The organism is Mycobacterium neumannii (assembly GCF_002245615.1).
GTDB classification, from domain to species: Bacteria; Actinomycetota; Actinomycetes; order Mycobacteriales; family Mycobacteriaceae; genus Mycobacterium; species Mycobacterium neumannii_A.
This window is the reverse complement of the sequence record NZ_NKCO01000003.1, coordinates 233401-252470: the sequence shown is the minus strand read 5'-3', so window position 1 is coordinate 252470 and position 19070 is coordinate 233401. Positions and strand designations below refer to the sequence as shown.

General features: G+C 68.0%; 16 protein-coding genes. 5 read left to right on the top strand and 11 right to left on the bottom strand.

Annotation, left to right across the window (positions count from 1 at the left end; translation table 11 throughout):
* Positions 1-17: 17 nt before the first annotated feature.
* The gene (locus CEX88_RS05750) at positions 18-2009 is read right to left on the bottom strand and encodes a M13 family metallopeptidase (protein WP_094292720.1); all 1992 of its coding nucleotides are present in this window, start codon (positions 2007-2009) and stop codon (positions 18-20) included.
* The gene (locus tag CEX88_RS05745; protein ID WP_094292719.1) at positions 2006-3319 is read right to left on the bottom strand and encodes a glycosyltransferase; all 1314 of its coding nucleotides are present in this window, start codon (positions 3317-3319) and stop codon (positions 2006-2008) included. The genes CEX88_RS05750 and CEX88_RS05745 overlap by 4 nt, the downstream gene beginning before the upstream one ends.
* 122 nt (positions 3320-3441) lie before the next feature.
* On the opposite strand from CEX88_RS05745, the gene CEX88_RS05740 reads away from it, so the two are divergent.
* Positions 3442-4032, top strand: a complete 591-nt coding sequence (locus CEX88_RS05740; protein ID WP_094292718.1) for a hypothetical protein — start codon at positions 3442-3444, stop codon at positions 4030-4032.
* Positions 4029-4718: a hypothetical protein gene (locus CEX88_RS05735; protein ID WP_094292717.1), complete on the top strand. Its 690-nt coding sequence runs from the start codon at positions 4029-4031 to the stop codon at positions 4716-4718. Before CEX88_RS05740 ends, CEX88_RS05735 begins: the two co-directional genes overlap by 4 nt.
* A 5-nt stretch (positions 4719-4723) precedes the next feature.
* Here the strand turns inward: CEX88_RS05735 and CEX88_RS05730 are convergent, their stop codons facing one another.
* From CEX88_RS05730 to CEX88_RS05720, 3 genes are read right to left on the bottom strand one after another with little or no spacing between them, the layout of a single operon-like run.
* A complete protein-coding gene (locus tag CEX88_RS05730; protein ID WP_066848191.1) occupies positions 4724-5119 on the bottom strand; it encodes a CoA-binding protein in 396 nt (131 codons plus the stop codon).
* A gap of 25 nt (positions 5120-5144) precedes the next feature.
* Positions 5145-5666, bottom strand: coding sequence for a transcriptional regulator (locus CEX88_RS05725; protein WP_094292716.1), 522 nt, complete (start codon positions 5664-5666; stop codon positions 5145-5147).
* Positions 5663-8569, bottom strand: a complete 2907-nt coding sequence (locus CEX88_RS05720; protein WP_066848179.1) for an MMPL family transporter — start codon at positions 8567-8569, stop codon at positions 5663-5665. The genes CEX88_RS05725 and CEX88_RS05720 overlap by 4 nt, the downstream gene beginning before the upstream one ends.
* Before the next feature lie 337 nt (positions 8570-8906).
* Between CEX88_RS05720 and CEX88_RS05715 the strand changes: the two genes are divergently transcribed.
* Together CEX88_RS05715 and CEX88_RS05710 are read left to right on the top strand one after the other, a co-directional pair.
* Positions 8907-9482 (top strand): hemophore, encoded by a 576-nt coding sequence (locus CEX88_RS05715; RefSeq protein ID WP_094292715.1) that lies wholly within the window; start codon positions 8907-8909, stop codon positions 9480-9482.
* 190 nt (positions 9483-9672) lie between these two features.
* Positions 9673-10047 carry a heme-binding protein gene (locus CEX88_RS05710; protein ID WP_066848178.1) on the top strand — a complete coding sequence of 125 codons (375 nt, stop codon included), beginning with the start codon at positions 9673-9675 and terminating at the stop codon, positions 10045-10047.
* A gap of 84 nt (positions 10048-10131) precedes the next feature.
* Here CEX88_RS05710 and CEX88_RS05705 read toward each other — a convergent pair whose 3' ends face one another.
* The 3 genes from CEX88_RS05705 to CEX88_RS05695 are packed head-to-tail and all read right to left on the bottom strand — an operon-like array spanning position 10132 to position 12792.
* Positions 10132-10509, bottom strand: coding sequence for a DUF3054 domain-containing protein (locus CEX88_RS05705; protein WP_066848176.1), 378 nt, complete (start codon positions 10507-10509; stop codon positions 10132-10134).
* On the bottom strand, positions 10496-11746 hold the full coding sequence (locus tag CEX88_RS05700; RefSeq protein WP_094292714.1) for a M23 family metallopeptidase: 1251 nt from the start codon (positions 11744-11746) through the stop codon (positions 10496-10498). Before CEX88_RS05700 ends, CEX88_RS05705 begins: the two co-directional genes overlap by 14 nt.
* Entirely contained in the window at positions 11731-12792 is a 1062-nt protein-coding gene (locus tag CEX88_RS05695) for a lysylphosphatidylglycerol synthase transmembrane domain-containing protein (protein WP_094292713.1), read from the bottom strand. The genes CEX88_RS05700 and CEX88_RS05695 overlap by 16 nt, the downstream gene beginning before the upstream one ends.
* Before the next feature lie 75 nt (positions 12793-12867).
* Between CEX88_RS05695 and CEX88_RS05690 the strand changes: the two genes are divergently transcribed.
* Positions 12868-14001, top strand: coding sequence for an AI-2E family transporter (locus CEX88_RS05690; protein WP_094292712.1), 1134 nt, complete (start codon positions 12868-12870; stop codon positions 13999-14001).
* A 19-nt stretch (positions 14002-14020) separates the two neighbouring features.
* On the opposite strand, the gene CEX88_RS05685 is transcribed toward CEX88_RS05690, so the two are convergent.
* Genes CEX88_RS05685 through trmB form a run of 3 tightly spaced genes read right to left on the bottom strand, consistent with a single transcriptional unit; the run spans position 14021 to position 18979 of the window.
* Positions 14021-17395, bottom strand: coding sequence for an MMPL family transporter (locus CEX88_RS05685; RefSeq protein WP_202931380.1), 3375 nt, complete (start codon positions 17393-17395; stop codon positions 14021-14023).
* A gap of 50 nt (positions 17396-17445) precedes the next feature.
* Complete coding sequence (locus CEX88_RS05680) at positions 17446-18144, bottom strand: NYN domain-containing protein (RefSeq protein ID WP_066848165.1); 699 nt, start codon at positions 18142-18144, stop codon at positions 17446-17448.
* A 52-nt stretch (positions 18145-18196) separates the two neighbouring features.
* Entirely contained in the window at positions 18197-18979 is a 783-nt protein-coding gene (gene trmB / locus CEX88_RS05675) for a tRNA (guanosine(46)-N7)-methyltransferase TrmB (protein ID WP_094292838.1), read from the bottom strand.
* Positions 18980-19070: the final 91 nt, after the last annotated feature.

Sequence of the window (19070 nt, the reverse complement as noted above, 5' to 3'; positions counted from 1 at the left end):
AACTACACCGAAATCCCCTAGTTCCAGATGTGTACGCGCTGTTCGGGTTCCAGGTAGAGTTCGTCGTCCTCGGTGACGTCGAACGCCTCGTAGAACGCATCCATATTGCGGATGACGCCGTTGCAGCGGAACTCCGGCGGTGAGTGCGGGTCGATCGCGAGACGCCGGATCGCTTCGGCGTCACGAGATTTCGTCCGCCAGACCTGAGCCCAGCCGAAGAACACCCGCTGCTCCCCGGTCAACCCGTCGAGGACCGGCGCGGGCTCACCCTTCAGCGACAGCCGGTAGGCCAGCAGCGCGATCGACAGCCCGCCGAGGTCGCCGATGTTCTCGCCGACGGTGAACGCGCCGTTCACGTGGTGCCCGTTGCTCAACTGGCGGGGCACGTACTCGTCGTACTGCTCGATCAACTTCTTTGTGCGCGCGCCGAACTCGGTGCGGTCCTCGTCGGTCCACCAGTCGACCAGGTTGCCGTCACCGTCGTACTTGGCGCCCTGATCGTCGAATCCGTGCCCGATCTCGTGGCCGATGACCGCACCGATGCCACCGTAGTTGGCGGCGTCGTCGGCGTCGGCGTCGAAGAAGGGCGGCTGCAAAATCGCTGCGGGGAAGACGATCTCGTTCATGCCGGGGTTGTAGTAGGCGTTTACGGTCTGCGGCGTCATGAACCACTCGTCGCGGTCGACGGGCCCGCCGAGCTTGCGTAGCTCCCGCTCATACTCGAACGCGTAGCCGCGACGGTAATTGCCGTAGAGGTCGTCGCGCTCGATCACCAGGCCCGAATAGTCCCGCCACTTCTTCGGATATCCGATCTTCGGCGTGAACTTGTCGAGCTTGGCCAGCGCCTTCTCCCGCGTCTGCGGCGTCATCCAATCCAGCGAGTTGATGCTCACGCGGTAGGCCTCGCGGACGTTGTCCACGAGCTCGTCCATCCGCTCCTTGGCGTGCGGCGGGAAATGCCGCTCGACGTAGAGCTTTCCGACCGCGTCGCCCAGCAGGCCTTCCACCACCGACACAGCGCGCTTCCACCGGTCGCGGATCTGCTCGGTGCCCGAGAGCCTGCGGCCGTAGAACGCGAAGTCCTCGGCGACGAGGTCGTCGGTCAGCAGGAAGGCGCGGGCATGGATGACACGCCAGCGCAGCCAGCTTTTCCAGTTTTCCAGGTCCCCGCCGGACCACTCGGCGGCGAACGCGGCGAGGTAGTCGGGCTGTCGCACAACGACTTCGTCCGGCCAGCTGCGGTCCCCGAAAACGTCGGTGCCCAGTCCGGACACCCAGCCTGACCAGTCAAAGCCCGGCGCTTCGGCCGGCAGGTCGGCGAAGGCGCGCAGGTTGTAGGTGAGGTCGGCGTCGCGCCGCTTGACGACGTCCCAATGCGCGGCGGCCAGCTTGGTCTCCAACGCCACGATCCGTGCGGCGGTTTCGGCGTGATCGCCTGCGCCGTACACCAACTCGAACATCGCCGTGATGTGCTGCGGATATGCGGCGAGGATTTCGGCGTGCTGTTCGTCGCGGTAGTACGACTCGTCGGGCAGGCCCAGGCCCGACTGGGTCAGGTGCAGCAGGTAGCGGGTCGAGTCCTTGGAGTCGGTATCGACGTAGACGCCGGTTCCGCCGCCGATTCCGGTGCGCTGCAACGCGCCGAGCACGCGCGCCAGCGCCTCGGGGGAGTCGGCAGCGTCGATCGCCGCCAATTCCTCGAGCAGCGGTTGCACACCCCGCGCGGCGACGGCCTGCTCGTCCATGAAGCTGGCGTACAGATCGCCGATGCGCTGCTGGTCGGTGCCCGTCTCCGCGTTCGACGCCGCCGCCTCGGTGATCAAATCACGCACGTGTTCCTCGGCGCGGTCGTACAGCAAGCGGAATGCACCGTCGGTGGCTCGGTCGCCGGGCATCTCGTACTCGGTCAGCCAGCGGCCGTTCACGTGGCCGAACAGATCGTCTTGGGGGCGGGCGTCGGCGTCGACGTAGCTGAGGTCGATGCCGGATCTGATTGCTTCTACCGTCACCCCACCAGGGTGCCAGAACGCGCGGCCGGCTCCCCTGGCCGCTGCGGCACCGCCAGACCCGCCAGCGCTTCGGCGATGCGGTCGAAGGCGTTCTCCCCGCGGATCTCGCGGCTCAACCGGCGCGCCGCGGCGCGGTAGGCGCCGGTGCCGAGGACCGCCTCGAGCGCGCCGACGATCTCGGCGCGGCCGGGCCGTGAGGTGCCCAGGTTGATGCCGGCCCGCGCGTAGCCCACGCGGGCGGCGACCTCCGGTTTGTCGGCCGAACCGCCCGCGACGATCAGCGGGATGCCGTGCGAGAGCGCCTGATGCACGCCACCGTATCCCCCGTTGGTGATCATCACGTCGACGTGCGGCAGGAGTTCGGCATAGGGCAGGAAGTCGGTGATCCGCGCGTTGGCGGGCACGGGGCAGGGAAGCGTCCTGCGCCCCTCGCGCCCGGTCGTCGCCACCACCAGCAGATCTTCGCGGTCGGCGAGCGCCTCGACCGTGGGCACGACGAGCGCGTCGAGGTCGTCGTTGTCCCACGTGCCCTGGCTGACATGGACGACCGTGCGCGATTCGCCGGCCGGATCCCACGGCAGTCCCCGCTTCTGAGCGGCGGGTTTCGGTATCACCGGGCCGGTGTAGGAGACGTTCGCGGGCAGATCGCTGCGGGGATACTCCAGCGACGGCACCGTGAACTGCAGAAGCCGGTCGGCGAGCACAGGCCAGTCCGTCAGGAACACCGGAGACGGCGGAGCGCCGACGGCGGCGAGCGCGGCGTTCAAGTCGGCACGGACGTCGCCGAACAGCACCCGGTGCGTCACCCAGGTCATCGGTTCGTAGTTGGTGTTCGAACGCGGCGCCCACGCGGTCCCGAACGGTGGAGCGTCTGCGCTCGACAGGGTCAACGGGCCGACCCCGCACACGAGAATCCACGGCCGCGGCCGGTGGCCGGTCAACAGCGGCAGGGCGCCGGTGAAGGCGACATCGCACAGCACCGCGTCGAAGTCGTCGCGCTGAAGCGTCTTACGCAACGACCAATACTGCGCAGCCAGTGGCTCGATGAACACCGAGCGCATCTCGGCGCGCCCTCGATACCAGCGGTCGAGCAACCCGGGTAGACCACACAAGCCGCTGTCATCTCGCTTCGGCCGAGCCGCATCGGGCAGCTCCAGCGCCCCCAGCCCCCGCTCGAGGACCGCACCTTCGTATTCGGCGCCCGTCAGCACGGTCACGCGGTGACCGCGCTCTCGCAGGTCGGCGCCGACGTGCAGCAGTGGCATGACATGCCCGGGGATCGGGCTGGCGGCAATCAGATAGTGGGCCACGCATCCCTTTCACTTCACCGGTCGCAAGCCTGCATACCCGTCTTCTCGAATCTCCAGCACCCGGTGGGTGTGACCTTGACCGCTCACCGGCGTCCGGCCCACAGACCGGTACCCTCACGCGCATGCCCGAGGACGAGCCCACCGCAGTCGAGGACGGTTCCGTCTTCACCAAGTACGGCATCGCATCGGCGGTACTGGGACTGGTCGCGGTGGTGGCGGTCGCGCTGGCCGCCCTGATCTGGACCCAGCACCACGACCACACCGACGAGTTGCGTTACCGCGCCCGCGCCATGCAGACCGCGGTCGACTGGACCAACGTGCTGATCAACATGAACAAGGACACCGTGCAGGCCGACATGGTCCGGCTGCACGAAGGCACCGTCGGCCAACTGAACGCGGACTTCGACGCGGCCGTCGAGCCGTACCGCAGGCTCGTGCAGACCCTGCAGTCGCGCACCAGCGGGCAGATCGACTCGGTTGCCGTCGAGTCGATCTATCACCCGCCGCCCGGCCCGGACGGCGCGCCGCCGCGCCGACCCCAACCCGAGATCTCGGAGTTCGCGTCGCGTACCGACACCGTCATGGTGGTGGCGACATCGGTCAGCGAGAACGTGGGCGGGGAAGAGCCCAGGACGGTGCGCTGGAATCTGCGGCTCGACGTCTCGGATGTGGACGGCACGCTGATGATCTCGCGCTTGGAGCCGATCCGATGAGGAACGTCTTGCGGGTCGCCGCGATCGACGTGGCGCCTCCGCTGGCCGCGATCGCGGCGCTGGTGTACATCGGCATCGCGCTGGCGTGGCCGCTGTGGTGGGTTTCGGTCTGCTCGGTGCTGTGCTTGTTGATCGTCCAAGGCATGGTGGTCAACGTGGTGCTGGCGCGCCGCGACGCGGTGACGGTCGGCACCGACGACGACGGTCCTGGCCTGCGGCTGGCAGTGGTCGCTGTCGCGACGGCGGCGGTGGTGGCCGCGGTGCTCGTCGGCTATCTGAAGTGGACGGTGCCCGATCGCGCGCTGCGCAACGACAGCACCGAGGTCGTCGGCATCGCCAGCAGTGTGGCCGAAGCGTCGGCGACGTTCACCCCGCAGAGTCCGACGGCGTCGATCGACCGGGCGGCGGCCATGATGTCTCCGGAACGCGCTGATGCATTCAAGAATGAGTTCGCCACGGTGGCAAAGGATTTGGCGAACCGCAATGTGTCGGCCCAGGCCAGTACCGTCTCGGCGGGCGTCGAGGCGATCGGCCCGAACGCCGCCAGCGTCGCGGTGGTATTGCACGCCACGCAGAGTTCGCCGGGGAAACCGGCGGACACCGCGGTGCTGGCGCTGCGGGTCACGTTGTCCAAGACCGACGGCCGGTGGTTGGTCGACAACGTGTCGCCGATCCACGCGCGGTGAAGGGGCTAGCGGAGCAGCCGGGCGTGGTCGACCTTGATGCAGCGGTCCATCACGACCTGTAATCCGGCCGCCTCGCCGTCACGGGCCACCTGCTCGTCCCACAGGCCGAGTTGCAGCCACAGCACCTTGGCCCCGACGGCGATGGTGTCCTGCAGCACCTCTGGCAGGTGTTCACGCCTGCGGAACACGTCGACGAGGTCGGGCACGACCGGCAGATCGGCCAGCGACGGGTAGACCGGGGTGCCCTCGATGTCGCTGACGGTCGGATTGACCAGAAACAGGTCGTAGTCGGTGGTCGCCTTGAGGTAGGTCCAGATCTCGTGGCTGGCTCGGTCGGGGTTCGGCGACGCGCCGACGATCGCCACCGTGCGGGTCTCCCGCAGAATCTGTTCGAGGTCCATTCCCGGCGTATACCCAACGGGTCCGTCAACCGTTGGGTCGGCTCGAACGCATCCGGGCGAACCGCTCGGACAGCCGCTTCATCCGCACCATCAACGCCGCCGACGGGCTCGTCTGGCCGCTGACGAAGGACGCGAACTCATCGGGGGGCACGCCGATCCGCGATGCGAACTCCTGATGTCCCAGCCCGGAGTGCTCCAACAGTGCCTGGATGTGACGGGCCACCTCCGCGCGCTCGTTGGCCTCCAGATGTTCGCGCGTGCGGGTGAGCACCTCGGCCAACGCCTTGGACACGCCGTATGGCCGCGCGGTCTCGAGGACTTCCTCGACCTGACGCGCGGTACGGCCGAACGGGTCCCGCTTGATCGCCGCGACGATGCGTTGCCAGACGGCGAGGTCATCGGTCTCCAGGGCCGCGCGGATGGCCGCGGTCGGCCAGAATTCGACCGGGCGCTCGTCGACGGACTGCGTCGCGGGCGGCCTCGTGCTCTGCTCCGCGGAGACAGCCTCTCGGCGGCGGGTATCCCGGATGTCGGGAGTCACCGTCACCTCGCCTCCTCCAGCATCGCGACCGCCACCGAAAGGCAGCGCTCTCGAACTTTTGCCCACTCGGCCTCCGCCTCCGGACCGGACATCCGGGTGTCGTGCTCGTCCGAAGGCGCAGGGTCGGCCAGTCGGCGCACCAGCTGAGTCGCCACCCACTGCTTTCTTGACTGTGAACCAGAGTAGTACCGGTCCATTGTGCTCAACACTTCCGCCGCCGTGCGCGCGTCCATGCACTCGACCAGATCGGCGAATTCCGCGTAGTCGCGTGTGGTGTTGCGGCACATGATGAGGTAACCCTTCAGCCGCAGCGTCTCCGCGCCCGTCGGGATCTGCAGCCGGTCGCCGGTCGGCAGTTGGACGTTGGTGGTTTCCATCGGGCTGCGCCGCTCCATCGTGGCGTGCTCGCACTCCGATGCGGTCTCCAGCGCGTCCAGGGCCACCGCCAACCGGCCCCGCCACATCGTCACCGGATGCACCGGGGGCGGGGCGGTGGCCAACGCGGTACCTCCGCCGCCGCTGCGGTGCCCGGCGTTGAGCCGACCGATGCTGCGCATCTTCGTGGTCGGCGCGTCCGGGCTGCAGCCGCTGAACGCCAGCGGATCGGCGACCGTGACAGCTTGCGGTACAAGGGTTTTCAACTTCGCCGCCGACTTGACGACGGTGCGTAGCTCGGAGCCCTTCGGTCCCAGCGACGAGAGGTCGTCGGGGATGATGATCAGATCGGGGGTGTCAACCTTGGGCAGGGGCTTCTCGAAATCCACCGACGGCAGGATGCGGGCCAGCCAGTGCGGCAGCCACCAGTTCCACTCGTCGAACATGGCCATCAGAGCCGGTACCAGGACCAGCCGAACGACCGTCGCGTCCACCGCGATCGCCACCGCGCAGGCCACCCCCAGCTGAGCGACCAGCGGCATGCCCGCGAACGCGAACCCGATGAACACCGCGATCATGATGAGCGCGGCGCTGGTGATGGTCCGAGCGCTGGTGCTCACGCCGTAGGCCACCGCGTCGCGCGTGTTGCGGGTCAGCAGGAAGCGCTCACGGATGCGGGTGAGCAGGAAGATCTCGTAATCCATGGACAGGCCGAACGTCATCGCCAGGACCAGCGGCGGGATCGTGCTGTCCAGCGACGAAATCCGGTCGAAACCCAGGTCTTCGAGCCAGCCCCACTGGAACACCGCCACCAGGCTGCCGTAGGCGGCGGCCACCGACAGCACGGTCATCAGGACGCCCTTGAGCGCCAGGACCACCGAGCGGATCGCGATGAGCAGCATCAGGAATGCGATCAACGCCACGAAGAGGAACACGAGGGGCTGAGTGACGGAGACCCGGTCGTCGAAATCCTTGATCAGCGCGGTCGGACCGCCGACGTCGATCCGCACATTCTCGGTGCCGGGCGTCGACGGCAACTCCGCGCGCATCCAGTCGATCGTCTCGCGCGCGCCCATGTCCTCGGGGTCGACCGACAGCACCGCCGACAGCAGCGCGTGCCGGTAGTCCTCGCCGAACGACGGCGGGCTCACCGACACCACGTTCGGGCCCTGCGCCATGCGCTGGCGAATCGCGTCGAGCAGCGGTTCCTTGGCGGGTGCCGAAGCGGCGTTGCCGTCGGGGAAGGCCACCAGCACCCGGACCGGGCCCAGGGCTCCGGGGCCGAGCGCCTCGGCCGCGGCGTTGACGCCGCCGCGGATCTCGTGGGTCGGCTCGAACTGACGCTGCATGCTGTTGCCGAGCATCATCGAGAACGCGGGCGCGGCCAGCGCGATCAGCAGCGCGGCGGCGGCCATCGCCGACAGCCACGGCCTGCGCATCACCCAACCGGTCCACCGCGTCCAGAACCGTGACTGGGTGGCTTCGGGGCGTCTCGACCAATGCAGGTACGACGAGCGTCGCGCAGCAGACCGGCCGAATGTCGCGAGCACTGCCGGCGTCAGCGTCGTGGAGGTGAGCACGGCCACCGCGACCGCGAGGATGGCGCCGGTGGCCATCGAGACCAGCACGGGCGTCTGGATGAGGTAGATGCCGGTGACCGACGCGATGACCGTCAGCCCGGAGAGCGTCACCGCAAGCCCCGATGTGGCCATCGCGGCGTCGACTGCCTGATCCGGCTCGCGCCCGGCGCGCAGCTCCTCCCGGTAACGCATGAGGATGAACAGCGAGTAGTCGATCGCCAGCGCGATGCCGAACATCGACACCGTCGACGTCACGAACACCGACATCGTGGTGAACATCGACAGCAGGTAGACGAGCCCCATCGTCACCGCGACGGTGCAGACGCCGAGCACCAGCGGCACGGCCGCGGCGGCCAGCGACCCGAACACCGCGAGCAGGACGATCAGGACGATCGGCAGGTTCCACCGCTCCGCCTGGGCGATGTCGTGTTTGGTGGCCTGTGTCGCGGCCGCGCCCAGAGCGCCCTGGCCGATGACGTACAGCTTGACCCTGCCGTTCTCGATCTCGCCGGGGTCCTCGCCGTCGATCCCGACCTTCTGACGCAATTGTTTGGCGACGTCGACCGCGCCGGTGTTGTCGAAGTCCAGCTGCAGCGTGATGACGTAGGGCCGATCGGGCTGCGGCGGGGGCTGTTGCGGGTTCGGAGCGATCTTCACGCTGGGCACCTCGGCGGCCAGGCGTTCCAGGTGTGCGACGGCGGCGTTCATGTCCTCGTACGAGGCATCTGCGCGCGGTGCGGCGACCAGCGCCAGCGGTGAGGCGCCCTGGTCGGGGAAGTGCTCTTCGAGTTCGCGCTGCACGCGCAGCGACTGGGATCCTTCGACCTCGAAGCCGCCACCGGTGAGGTGGCTCGACTGGTTGAGCGCCAGCCAGATCGACGGGACGAGCAAGAGCACCCATACGGCGAAAACCGCCCAGCGATATCTGCGCAGTTTGCTACTCAAGCGCAACATGAATTGCTGGATTGGATCCCCCGCTTTCTCCCCGGCGTTTCGTAGCCGAAGCGTACAACAACCTGCGGTAAGGTGCCGGTCGCTTCGGCCTGCTCCCATACTGCCTGAGCGATCCGCAGCAACGCCTCACGATGTCCCAATTCGTTCTCGCGACCAAGCCGAACGGCGTTACGCCACCCGTGCGCATCGAGGCCGTTGGCCCCGCTGGATTGGCGGGGGTGAGGCGACCGGTGGCAGGATGTGGCTCGGCCGTTTTCGGCGTCGGGGACTGATTGCCGTCCATCGCGAGAGCATTTGCGGACCTGTCGAGATCGTCTGCGAATCGTTAGGAGTTGTCATGAAAACGACCACCGGGCTGATGCGTCGCCGCGCCGTTGGCATCGTCGCTGCCTCCGTCGCGGGCGGGGCCGTGTCGGCCGCGCTGGTTTTGCCGGCCCTGTCGTCTGCTCCGTCGGCGACCGCCGCCAAGGACCCGTGCGCGGCCAGCGAGGTCGCCAGGACGATCGGCGACGTCGCCACCTCGACCGGTGACTACCTCGACGCGCATCCGCAGACCAACCAGGCGTTGACGACGATCTCCAAACAGCAGGCCGGGCCGCAGTCGCTGGGCGCGCTGAAGGCGTACTTCGACGCCAACCCCGAGGTCGCCGAGGACTTGCAGCAGCTGCAGCAGCCGCTGGCCAGCCTGTCGGGTAAGTGCAAACTTCCGCTCACGCTGCCCCAGGTGATGGGGCTGATGCAGGCCGCGCAGCAGCAAGGCGCAGGTCTTCCGGCGGGTTTGCCGGCGGAGGCGCCGACCGCGAAGACGCCGCCGCTGACCGCGCCGGGGGCCACGGCCCAACCGCATGGGGCGTCACCGGTTTCGCAGGGCAACTCGCACGCACCGTCGTCGGCCATCGCGGGCCTGCCCTGACCCGAAACGACGCATAGCCACCCGCCGCGGGCACTTTCAGCTGCGGATTTCGAGTTTTCGGCGACTCGTTGACCGCAAGGCAAGAAAGTCTGCGGACATTCTGCTTAGCTTTTCTTCGTTGGTCCCAGTTGGTAGACGTCGCTAACCACCATGGTTACGGCCACCCCACTTCCGATGAAGGAGCTCACCCATGTTTCTCTCGGCCCGTTCTGCGCGTCGTGCGGTTGCTGGCGCGGTCGGCACCGGCGCGATCGCCGGTGCGATGTTCCTCGGTGCGACGCCGCTCGCTGCCGCGGAGCCGCCCAACTGCACCGCGGCCGATCTCGCCGGTGTGGCCTCCGGCGTCTCGGCGTCGACGTCGGCGTACCTGTTCACCCATCCGGACGTCAACTGGTTCTTCACCAGCCTCGAGGGCCTGCCGCGCGAAGAGGTCCGGGGCAAGGTGCAGGAGTACTTGAACGCCAATCCTCAGATCAAGGCCGACCTGACGGGGATCCGCCAGCCGCTGGTCGACATCAAGAACCGCTGCGGCGACACCAACGGTGACGGTCTCGCCGACAGCTAGGCCGGCGTCCGCCTGACCCCCGGGCCGTCCTCGGCCGTTTCTCCCGCGGCCGGGGCCCGGGGTCTGCGCGCGACCAGGGCGGTGTCAGCGGCGAATCATGACGTGAATGGCCGCGCGCCAGCCGAGTAACAGCACGGCGGTCGAGATCGAGGCCACCACAATGAAACTCGGCGCCACACCGGCAGACGTCAGCTTACGCAGCAGCATGCCCACCACGATGGTGCCCACCCATACCGCAAGACCCGTCGGGATCAGCGAATACGGCCGTCGCCACCCCAGCGACAGCACCCAGCCGGCGAGGGCGCCCGAGACGAACGGCCACGCGGTCTCGGCGATGCCGACGAGATTCAGACCCTCGTCGTGGCTGCGCCGTCCGATCGCGGCGAACACGATCAGGCAGGCGACGTCGGTGGCCAGCGCCGTCAGGGCGGTCCGGGTCTGTTCGGAGCTATCGATCGGCATAGGTCATCACGTCCAGTTCCAATGGCATGGCGTTCTTTTCGTCACGAGCGGTGAAGCCGGGCTGAAGCTTCGCGGCTTCACCCTCAAAAAGGGGTCCGTTGACGTCGTCATCGTCGACCATTCGCGCATCCACCCGGAAGTCGTCGAACACGAACGGCAATCCGTTGGAGCCCAACGGGTCCGGTGAGCTCATGACGTGGAAGTGCAGGTGTGGCGCCGTGGAATTGCCGGTGTTGCCGACCTCTCCGAGTACCTGTCCCGCAGTCAGTCGGTCACCGGGTTTGACCGCGACGGTCCCGGTCTTGATATGCGCGTACAGCGCGTAGTTCCCGTCGCCGAGGTCTTGTACGACGTGGTTGCCGGCGTACTGGTTCAGCGGTAGTCCGGTCGGGTTGCGGCCGGGCACCTGCTCGGGCAGGCCGTCGAGCACCGAGACCACCCGCCCGTCACGGACTGCGTGGATGTCGGCGCCGAAGAAGGCGAAGCTCTCGGGCTTCGACGGGTCGCCGGTGATCAGGCGTCGGTCGGGGTCGAGCTGGACGTAGTCGATCGCGAATCGTTCTGCGGCCCATAGGCGGCCGTTGATCGGGTTGAGCGCCGTGCGGTGGGCGCTGGTGCCGCAGCATCCGCCTGCGTCGACCCAACCGGCTCCTCTCAACGGGGGCCGGAGGACGACGGGTTCGCGGGGTTGAACTTCGACAGGGGCGATGTCGACGGTCTGGTCGGCGGGAAACAGTGGATCCTGCGGGTCGGGATTCGACAGCGCGACGGCGTGTGTCAACCGACTCGGCGTCTGCACGTCCTCGTCGAGCGCGACGTCGAACCAGACCACCGCCGTCTGTGCGGGACCGATTGCCGTTGTGGGGCTTGGTGTTCCGATGATCCGGGTCCATTGCGCCAATTGGTCGCCTTCGAGGTCGAGCAGGGCGACATCGCGGTCCAGTACGGTGATCGACTTCAGGGTCACCGTGTGCGGCAGCGTGTTGGTCAAGCTGACCTCGTAGACCAGATGTTTCCTGCCGTCGGTGGCGAGTACCGGCACGGGCTGGCTGATGGCGTCGCCGACGATCGGGGTGGCCACCGACGGGGCGGGACCTCGCAGCGGTCCCGGCGCCGTCGATGCCGTCGTGGTCTGGGGCGACGATTTGGCGGGCGATGTCGCGACGGGAGGGTCGGTGCCCTGCGAACAAGCGGCGATCAGCGCCGCGACGCCGAGAACGGCTACTGCCGGTCGCATGCGTCGGGGTCGACGTCGGTGTCGGTGCGGAACATGAAGAAGAACACCACCCATCCGATCGCGGCGATGAAGATCCAGCTGATGAGCCGGTAGATCAGCATTGCCGAGATCGCTGAGGCCAGTGTCATTCCGCTCGACACCAGGCCAGGCACCAACACCGCCTCGACCACCAGCAGCCCGCCGGGCATGAGGGGGATCGAGCCGACCGCGCGGGCGGCGACATAGGCCACGATGACCCCGAGTAACGACGGGCGCCCGCCGGCCGCGTAACAGGCGAACAGCAGCGTGCCCACGCCGGTGATCAGGGTGAACATCGACCAGGTGGACGCGACGCCGAGTTGGCGCCTGCTCAGCTTGACCGACTCGAGCTGAGTCAGTGTCTCCCGCCATTTGGTCAGCCCGTTGTGGGCGGGTTTGGCGCGCACGTAGTTCACCCACGACAGCACCCGCACCCCGATGCCGTCGAGCAGATCGGGTCGCGAGGCCACCGCCTGCGCCAGCACGATCAGCATGATGAACCCGGCCAGCGTGAAGATCAGCGAGAACGGGTTGTGCTTGGCGCCGAGAAAGAAGGCGCTGCCCAACCCCAACAGCGCCAGGCTGATCACCTGCAGCGCGCCCGACATCACCAGCTGCCAGGAGGCGATCACCGGCGTTGCGCCCCAGAGCCGCTGCTGGCGGTAGATGAACGTCGCCGACAAAACCGGTCCGCCGGGAAGCGTCGTGCTCAGGGAGTTGCCCGCATAGAACGCGGCCTGCGAACGCCATTGGCGCACAGGCACTCCCGCGGATCGCAACAGCTTGCGCTGGATGTCGCCGAAGAAGTGCATCGACGCCAGCGCGGTACCCACCGCCGCCAGCACCCACCACCACTGTGCGGTGTAGAGGCTGTGCCACGCCTTGGCGAGCTGATCCCACACCAATCCGAGTTCGACGCTGAGCACGACGACCGCCACGGCGAGGACGGCCCACCGCAGCCACCAGTACTTGCCGCGGAGGGTGCGCCCTTGGCTGTGGGCTGCACTCGCAGGCGCGTCGTGTGCCACGGAGTAAGGGTAAGGCGTGGTGCTGCGGTTTCGAGAGATCCGTCGCTGCAAGTGGCAGGCCGTTACGCTATCGGGATGCCTGGGGCCCCATCTGTTGATGACGAGTCCGTCTCACCTCTCGTTCGCAAAGGGGCAGCCTGGTCGTGGCGGCTGCTCGTCATCCTCGCCGCCGTCGTCGCCCTGCTGTGGGTGTTCAAGCGGCTGGAGATCATCGTCGTACCGGTCGCGCTGGCGACGATCCTGGCGGCCCTGCTGATGCCGGCGGTGGACTTCCTCGACCGGCGTGGGGCGCCCCGGGCCGGGGCGGTGGCGCTGATGTTGCTCAGCGGGTTCGCCGTGGTCGGCGGGATCATGTCGTTCGTCGTCACCCAGTTCATCGAGGGCGCTCCCGAGCTGACCCAGCAGGTCAGCCGCAGCATCGACGGTATGCGCAACTGGTTGATCGACGGCCCGCTACATCTGAGCCGGGATCAGATCGACAATGCGGGAAACGCCGCGATCGAGGCCCTTCAGAACAACCAGGAAAGGGTGACGACGGGCGCGCTGTCGACGGCGGGCACGGTCACCGAGATCGTGACCGGTGCCGTGCTGGTGTTGTTCACGCTGATCTTCCTGCTGCAGGGCGGACGCAACATCTTCGCGTTCGTCACCCAGATCTTCCCGGTCCACGTCCGTGACCGGGTGCGTGAGGCGGGCAAGGCCGGCTTCCATTCGTTGATCGGATACGTGCGTGCCACCTTCCTGGTCGCGCTCGTCGACGCCATCGGCATCGGCACCGGCCTGGCGATCATGGGTGTGCCGCTGGCGTTGCCGCTGGCCTCGCTGGTGTTCCTCGGCGCGTTCATCCCGCTGGTCGGCGCCGTGATCGCCGGTGCGCTCGCGGTGGTCGTCGCGCTGATCGCCAAAGGTTTCATCTACGCGCTGATCACGCTCGGTTTGGTCATCGCGGTACAGCAGCTGGAAGGCCACGTACTGCAGCCGTTGGTGATGGGCCGCGCCGTGTCGATTCATCCGCTCGCGATCGTGTTGGTGATCGCGGGCGGCGGTGTACTGGCCGGAATCGTGGGCGCGCTTCTGGCGGTGCCGGTGCTGGCGTTCCTCAACAGCGCCGTGCGGGTGCTGACGGCGCGGGATCCCGACGCCGAGACGGAAGCCCTCGAAGCCGACGAGGGTCCGCTGGTCAAGGCCGAAAGCGACGACGTCGACTGAACTTTCGCGACGAAGCGCTCTACAGCCGGCCTTCGCGCCGCAGCAGGTCCTGTGCGCTGACGCCGCCGCCGCGGCGCTGACGCTCGTCATCCTCGCGGGTGTTGAGCTTCTCGGTCGCCGCTTCGGCGTCGTCGCCCTGCTTGCCCGGGGTGGGGATGGCGGTCGTCGCGTCGGGGTCCTGCGTGGACTCGGGGTCGGTCGGTTGTGACCGCGGTGTCGGGATCGCCGTGGTCGGCTCGTTGCCGGGTGTCGGAGGCGCCACTCGCGGGCGCTGTCCCCGGCCTTCCGGCGCGGTCGGCATCGCCCTGGTGGGTTCGGCCGACGGCCGTTGCGGGGCGGGCGCCGGCGGGGTGGGCGGTGTGCCGGTGCCGCGCAGTTCGCCCAGCCACGACTCGATTTCGCGTTCCTCCCGCGGCGGGCGGCCCCCACCCGGACGCGGAGCCGCCGGAGCGGGTGCGGGCGGGGCGGGCGGCGCCGGTGGCCGGGCGGCCTGTCGCGCCGTCGCGGCGGCGTTGCTCACCGCGTTGCGAACGGCGTTCTTCGCGATCGACAACCGTGTGGTCTGCGGTTCGTCGGCCGGTGCGGCGGGTGGCGTGGTCGTGCTGGGGATGCGTGTCGTGCCGGTGGCCGACGGGACCCGCTGCGGCACCGCGCGGGTCGCGCCGGGACGCGGGCCCGAGACGGCGGGGTGCGTCGGATCGTGCGGCGGGCGCGGCCGAGGCGGCACCGGTGCGCCGGCACCGACCAGCGCTTCGGGGTCCTCGGCGGTCTCGCGCACCGCTGGACGCTTGCGTTCGTCGGGCAGCTCGGTCTCACCGAGGCCGAGGCGCTCCTGGATGCGCTTCATCCACCGCGGCGCCCACCAGCAGTCGTCGCCGAGAAGCTTCATCACGGCCGGCACCAGGAACATTCGGACGATGGTGGCGTCGAGCAGCAGCGCGATCAGCAACCCGAACGCCAGGTACTTCATCATCACCAGATCGGAGAACACGAACGCTCCTGCCACCACCGCGAGCACCAACGCCGCACCGGTGATCAACCGGCCGGTGGTCGCGGTGCCGACGCGGATGGCTTCGGCGGTGGACAGACCGCGCTCCCGGGCCTCGACCATGCGCGACACCAGGAAGACCTCGTAGTCGGTCGACAGACCCCAGATGACCGCGATGATCAACCCGATCATCGGCGCCATCAGCGGCTGCGGCGTGTAGTTCATCAGCCCGGAGCCGTGACCCACGACGAACATCCACGTCAGCACGCCCATCGTCGAACCCAACGTGAGCGCGCTCATCACCGCGGCCTTGATCGGCAACACCACCGATCCGAACGCGAGGAACATCAGGATCGTTGTCGTGACGATGAGGATGGTCACCATCAGCGGGAGTTTGTCGAACAGGCTGTGAATGCTGTCCTGCTCCAACGCCGGGGTGCCACCGACCGAGATCGACAACCCGCGCGGGGGCACGATGGCGCGAAGTTCCTCGACCTTCTTCGCCGCGTCGTTACGGTTCACAAGGCCGTTCTGGATGACCCGGACCGAGGGGTCTTGCGAGCCGCCGTCCTGATAGGGACGCGGCTGCCACATCTTGGTCGGGTCGTCCTCGGGTTGGATGAACCCCGGGATCGTCAACGCCTTGCTGCGGATCTCGGCGACCTGCTGATCGGTGACCGGTTCGCCGTTGTCGTTCTCGATTACCAGCGTCAGGGGTTCGGTGCGGAAACCGGGGAACGACCTGTCGAACGCCTCCTGCGCCTGGCGCACGGCGTTGTCCGGGGGCAGATACTTCTCGCTGATGCCACCGAGCGAGAGCTGACCCAGCGGGATGATCATCAGGATCATCACGATGACGATGGGTGCGGCGAACGCGATCGGCCGCTTCATCACCCGGTTGACCAGCTTGCCCCAGAAACCCTTCTCGACCTCGGCGCGGGTCTTGGTCTTCTGGGTCTTCTCCGCCAGCCAGTTCAGCCACCACACCGTCGGCTTGCGGACCAGCGGGCTCATGCTCGCCGCCGACAGCACCAGGATGGTGCCCGCCACGAATACGGCGATGGCCATCAACAGCCAGAAGATTCCCGTGCCGAGGGTGTCCTTCGCGGAGAACAGGCCGACGAAGATCCAGGCGAACGAACCGACATAGCCCAGCACCAGGCCGATCAGGGCGTAGTTGGCGCCCTTGTCATAGGTCCGTCGGATCTGCGCTCTGGCGATGTGCCCGACCGGAATCGCGGCGAATGGGACGAGCACACCGAGCGGGATCGAAGCGATCGCCAGCGGGTTGGTGCGGTCGGTGGTCTCCGCGTGCGACGGAGCCGGATAGGGCTTGGTGAACCGCAGCAGCGTGCGCACCCCGAGCGCGTCGACGTTGGGCCCGAGCAGGGCCAGGGCCGCGGCCAGCACCGTCACCGACAGGATCGCGGCCAGCATGACCGAGGCGATGATCGCGTAGGTGATCGACTTCAGGAAGCCCTGTGGGAACAGCAGCAGCGGCACCGACGACGCCACCAGGATGACCGCCGAGAACATGATTGTGCGGCCCGAGGTCATCACGGTGCGGCGGACCGCGGCCTCGGTGTCGTAGCCCTCGGCGATCTCCTCACGGAACCGGCTCACCATGAAGAGGCCGTAGTCCACCGCGATACCGAGGCCCATCAGCGTCACCACTGGCTGGGCGAAGAAGTGCACCGGCATGAACTCCGCGAGCAGGCGCATGATGCCCAGCGCGCCGGCGATCGTCAGACCGCCGATGAGGCCGGGGAGGGCGGCGGCGACGACGCCACCGAAGACGAAGAACAGCACCACACAGACCAGCGGGATGGCCGCGACCTCGGCGCGCCGCTGGTCCTCACCGATGCTGCCGGTCAGTTCACTGGCCAGCGGGTTCAGGCCGGCCAACTCGATGCGGCCGTCGTTGAGCTGCTGCAGGTCCGATTCGACGGCCTGGTAGTTCTTCAGGATCTCGTCGTCGGTATTGCCCTGCAGGGGGATGCTCACGAACGTCTTCGACAGATCGCTGGTCTTCATCTGCTGGACGGTCGCGTTCGCGGCGTCGGGCGCCCGCAGCCAGCCGACCCAGCTCACCACCTGGTCGGGATGGTCCTTGACGAAGGTGTCGAGTTCGCCGACGACGTCACGCTGCCACTGCGGGTTGTCGACCTTTTCCCCGTCGGGCGGGGTGAGGATCGCCACCACGTGGCTGGTCCGGTCGCGACCGAAGGCCTCGTCGGCCACCACCGATGCGTGGACCGACTGGCTGCCTTCGTCGTAGAAGCCGCTCTGGGTGACGTGATTGCCGAGACTGATCCCGAAGATGCCGCCACCGAGGCAGAGCGCGACCATGACGCCGATGACGATGTATCGATATCGGTACACCGTTCGACCCCACCAGGCGAACACGTAAGCTCCTTACTCGATTTTCTCGAAGTCGATGGCGACCCCTGAGCGGTTCAGTTGTTGACCCGCGAGGTCAATAGCGAGGACAGCGGCCGGAACGGCTGCAACCATGCCCCCTGCTCGGGCAGCGAATCGAGGCCGATTCGCGGTAGCGGCTCCCGGAAAACACCAGGGATGTCCTCCAGGTCGACGAACTCCAAGGTATCCGACGCTAGCGCCCAGCTCGCATGTTCGCGAAATCCGAGCACCTGGACGGGGATGCCGTCACGGGCGATTTCTTCCAGCGGTTGTTTGAAGGCCTGCCCGTCGGCCGAAGCCAGCAGCAGACCGGCCAGACCCTCGCCGCGGCGCAGCGCGATGTGGTCCAGCATGTCGCTGTCGACGTCGCTGTCCTCGTCGATCTTCGGCTTGGCGAAGACCGCGAACCCCACGTTGCGCAGCGCCTCCACCCACGGCCGGACGACGTCGGCGCTGCCGGGTGCGATGTTGGTGAAGACCGTGGCCTCCGGCTCCAGTGAAACCTCGGGACGCCCGGCGGACAGCTCGGCGGTGCGCGTCAGCAGCCAGCGGCCTAGCGCGTCGAAGCGCGGCCGGTGCGCGGCCGTCGGCCTGCCGCCCAGGATCGAGCCGAGCCCCATGTCGAGGTTCGGCGCGTCCCAGACCAGCAGTACGCGGGCCGTCGCCTCGGCCGGGGTCGGCGTCTCGGGTGGCGCCACATCCTCGATCTGACCGATGTCCTCGGTGAGGCTCATGATCGTCTGCTCTCCCCGTAGGCGTTACCCGCAAGCGGGCGGTACCCCCACATCACGTTCTCTCCCACAGCAGTTCGGCGACTGCGCTGCCGGCGTGCTGCGCCTTGCCTTCGTATTTGGTGACCGGTCGTTCGACGGAGATCGGAAGCGCGTCGGACGGGCTCACCCGGCGCAGCCGCGGCTCCGCGTCGCCGACCTCGGCGATCTGCTCGGCGTACCCGGCGTGGTCCGTCGCCGCGTGGAGGACGCCGCCGGGCCGCAGCCGGTCGGCGATCAACGCGACGGTGGCCGGCTGCAGCAGCCGACGCTTGTGGTGGCGCGCCTTGGGCCACGGATCGGGGAAGAAGACCCGCACACCGGTCAGTGAACCGGGTCCGAACATGTGGTGCAGCACGTCGACGCCGTCGCCGCGCACGAGCCGGATGTTGGGCACTCCCTCGCGTTCGATGCCGGACAGCAGCTGGGCCAGTCCCCGGCGGTACACCTCGACCGCGACGACGTCGAGATCAGGCTCGGCCTTGGCCATCGCCAGCGTCGAGGTTCCGGCCCCGCAGCCGATCTCCACCACCACAGGCGCCGAGCGCCCGAACCACGAGTCGGTGTCCACCAACGGAGCGGGGACATCGCCGTCGCGTGCCTGCATGCCGATCTCGGGCCACAGCCGATTCCACGTGGCCTGCTGCGCGGCAGACAGTGTGGTACGCCGCGTGCGGAAGCTGGTGACGCGGGGATAGCGGTGCTGCTGGCCGGCCGGTGGACGGGAAGCCTCGGGTCCCGAAGTCGACCCCTCGGCGACGTCGGGCCCGGGCAGCTGCATTCGTCCATGGTCGCTCATCGACAGTGGAGTACCCGCATCGTGGTACAGATTGATACCCAACAGTTGCCTTCGGCTGGTATCGGCGGCTATCCCCAGGAGCAGGCACGGC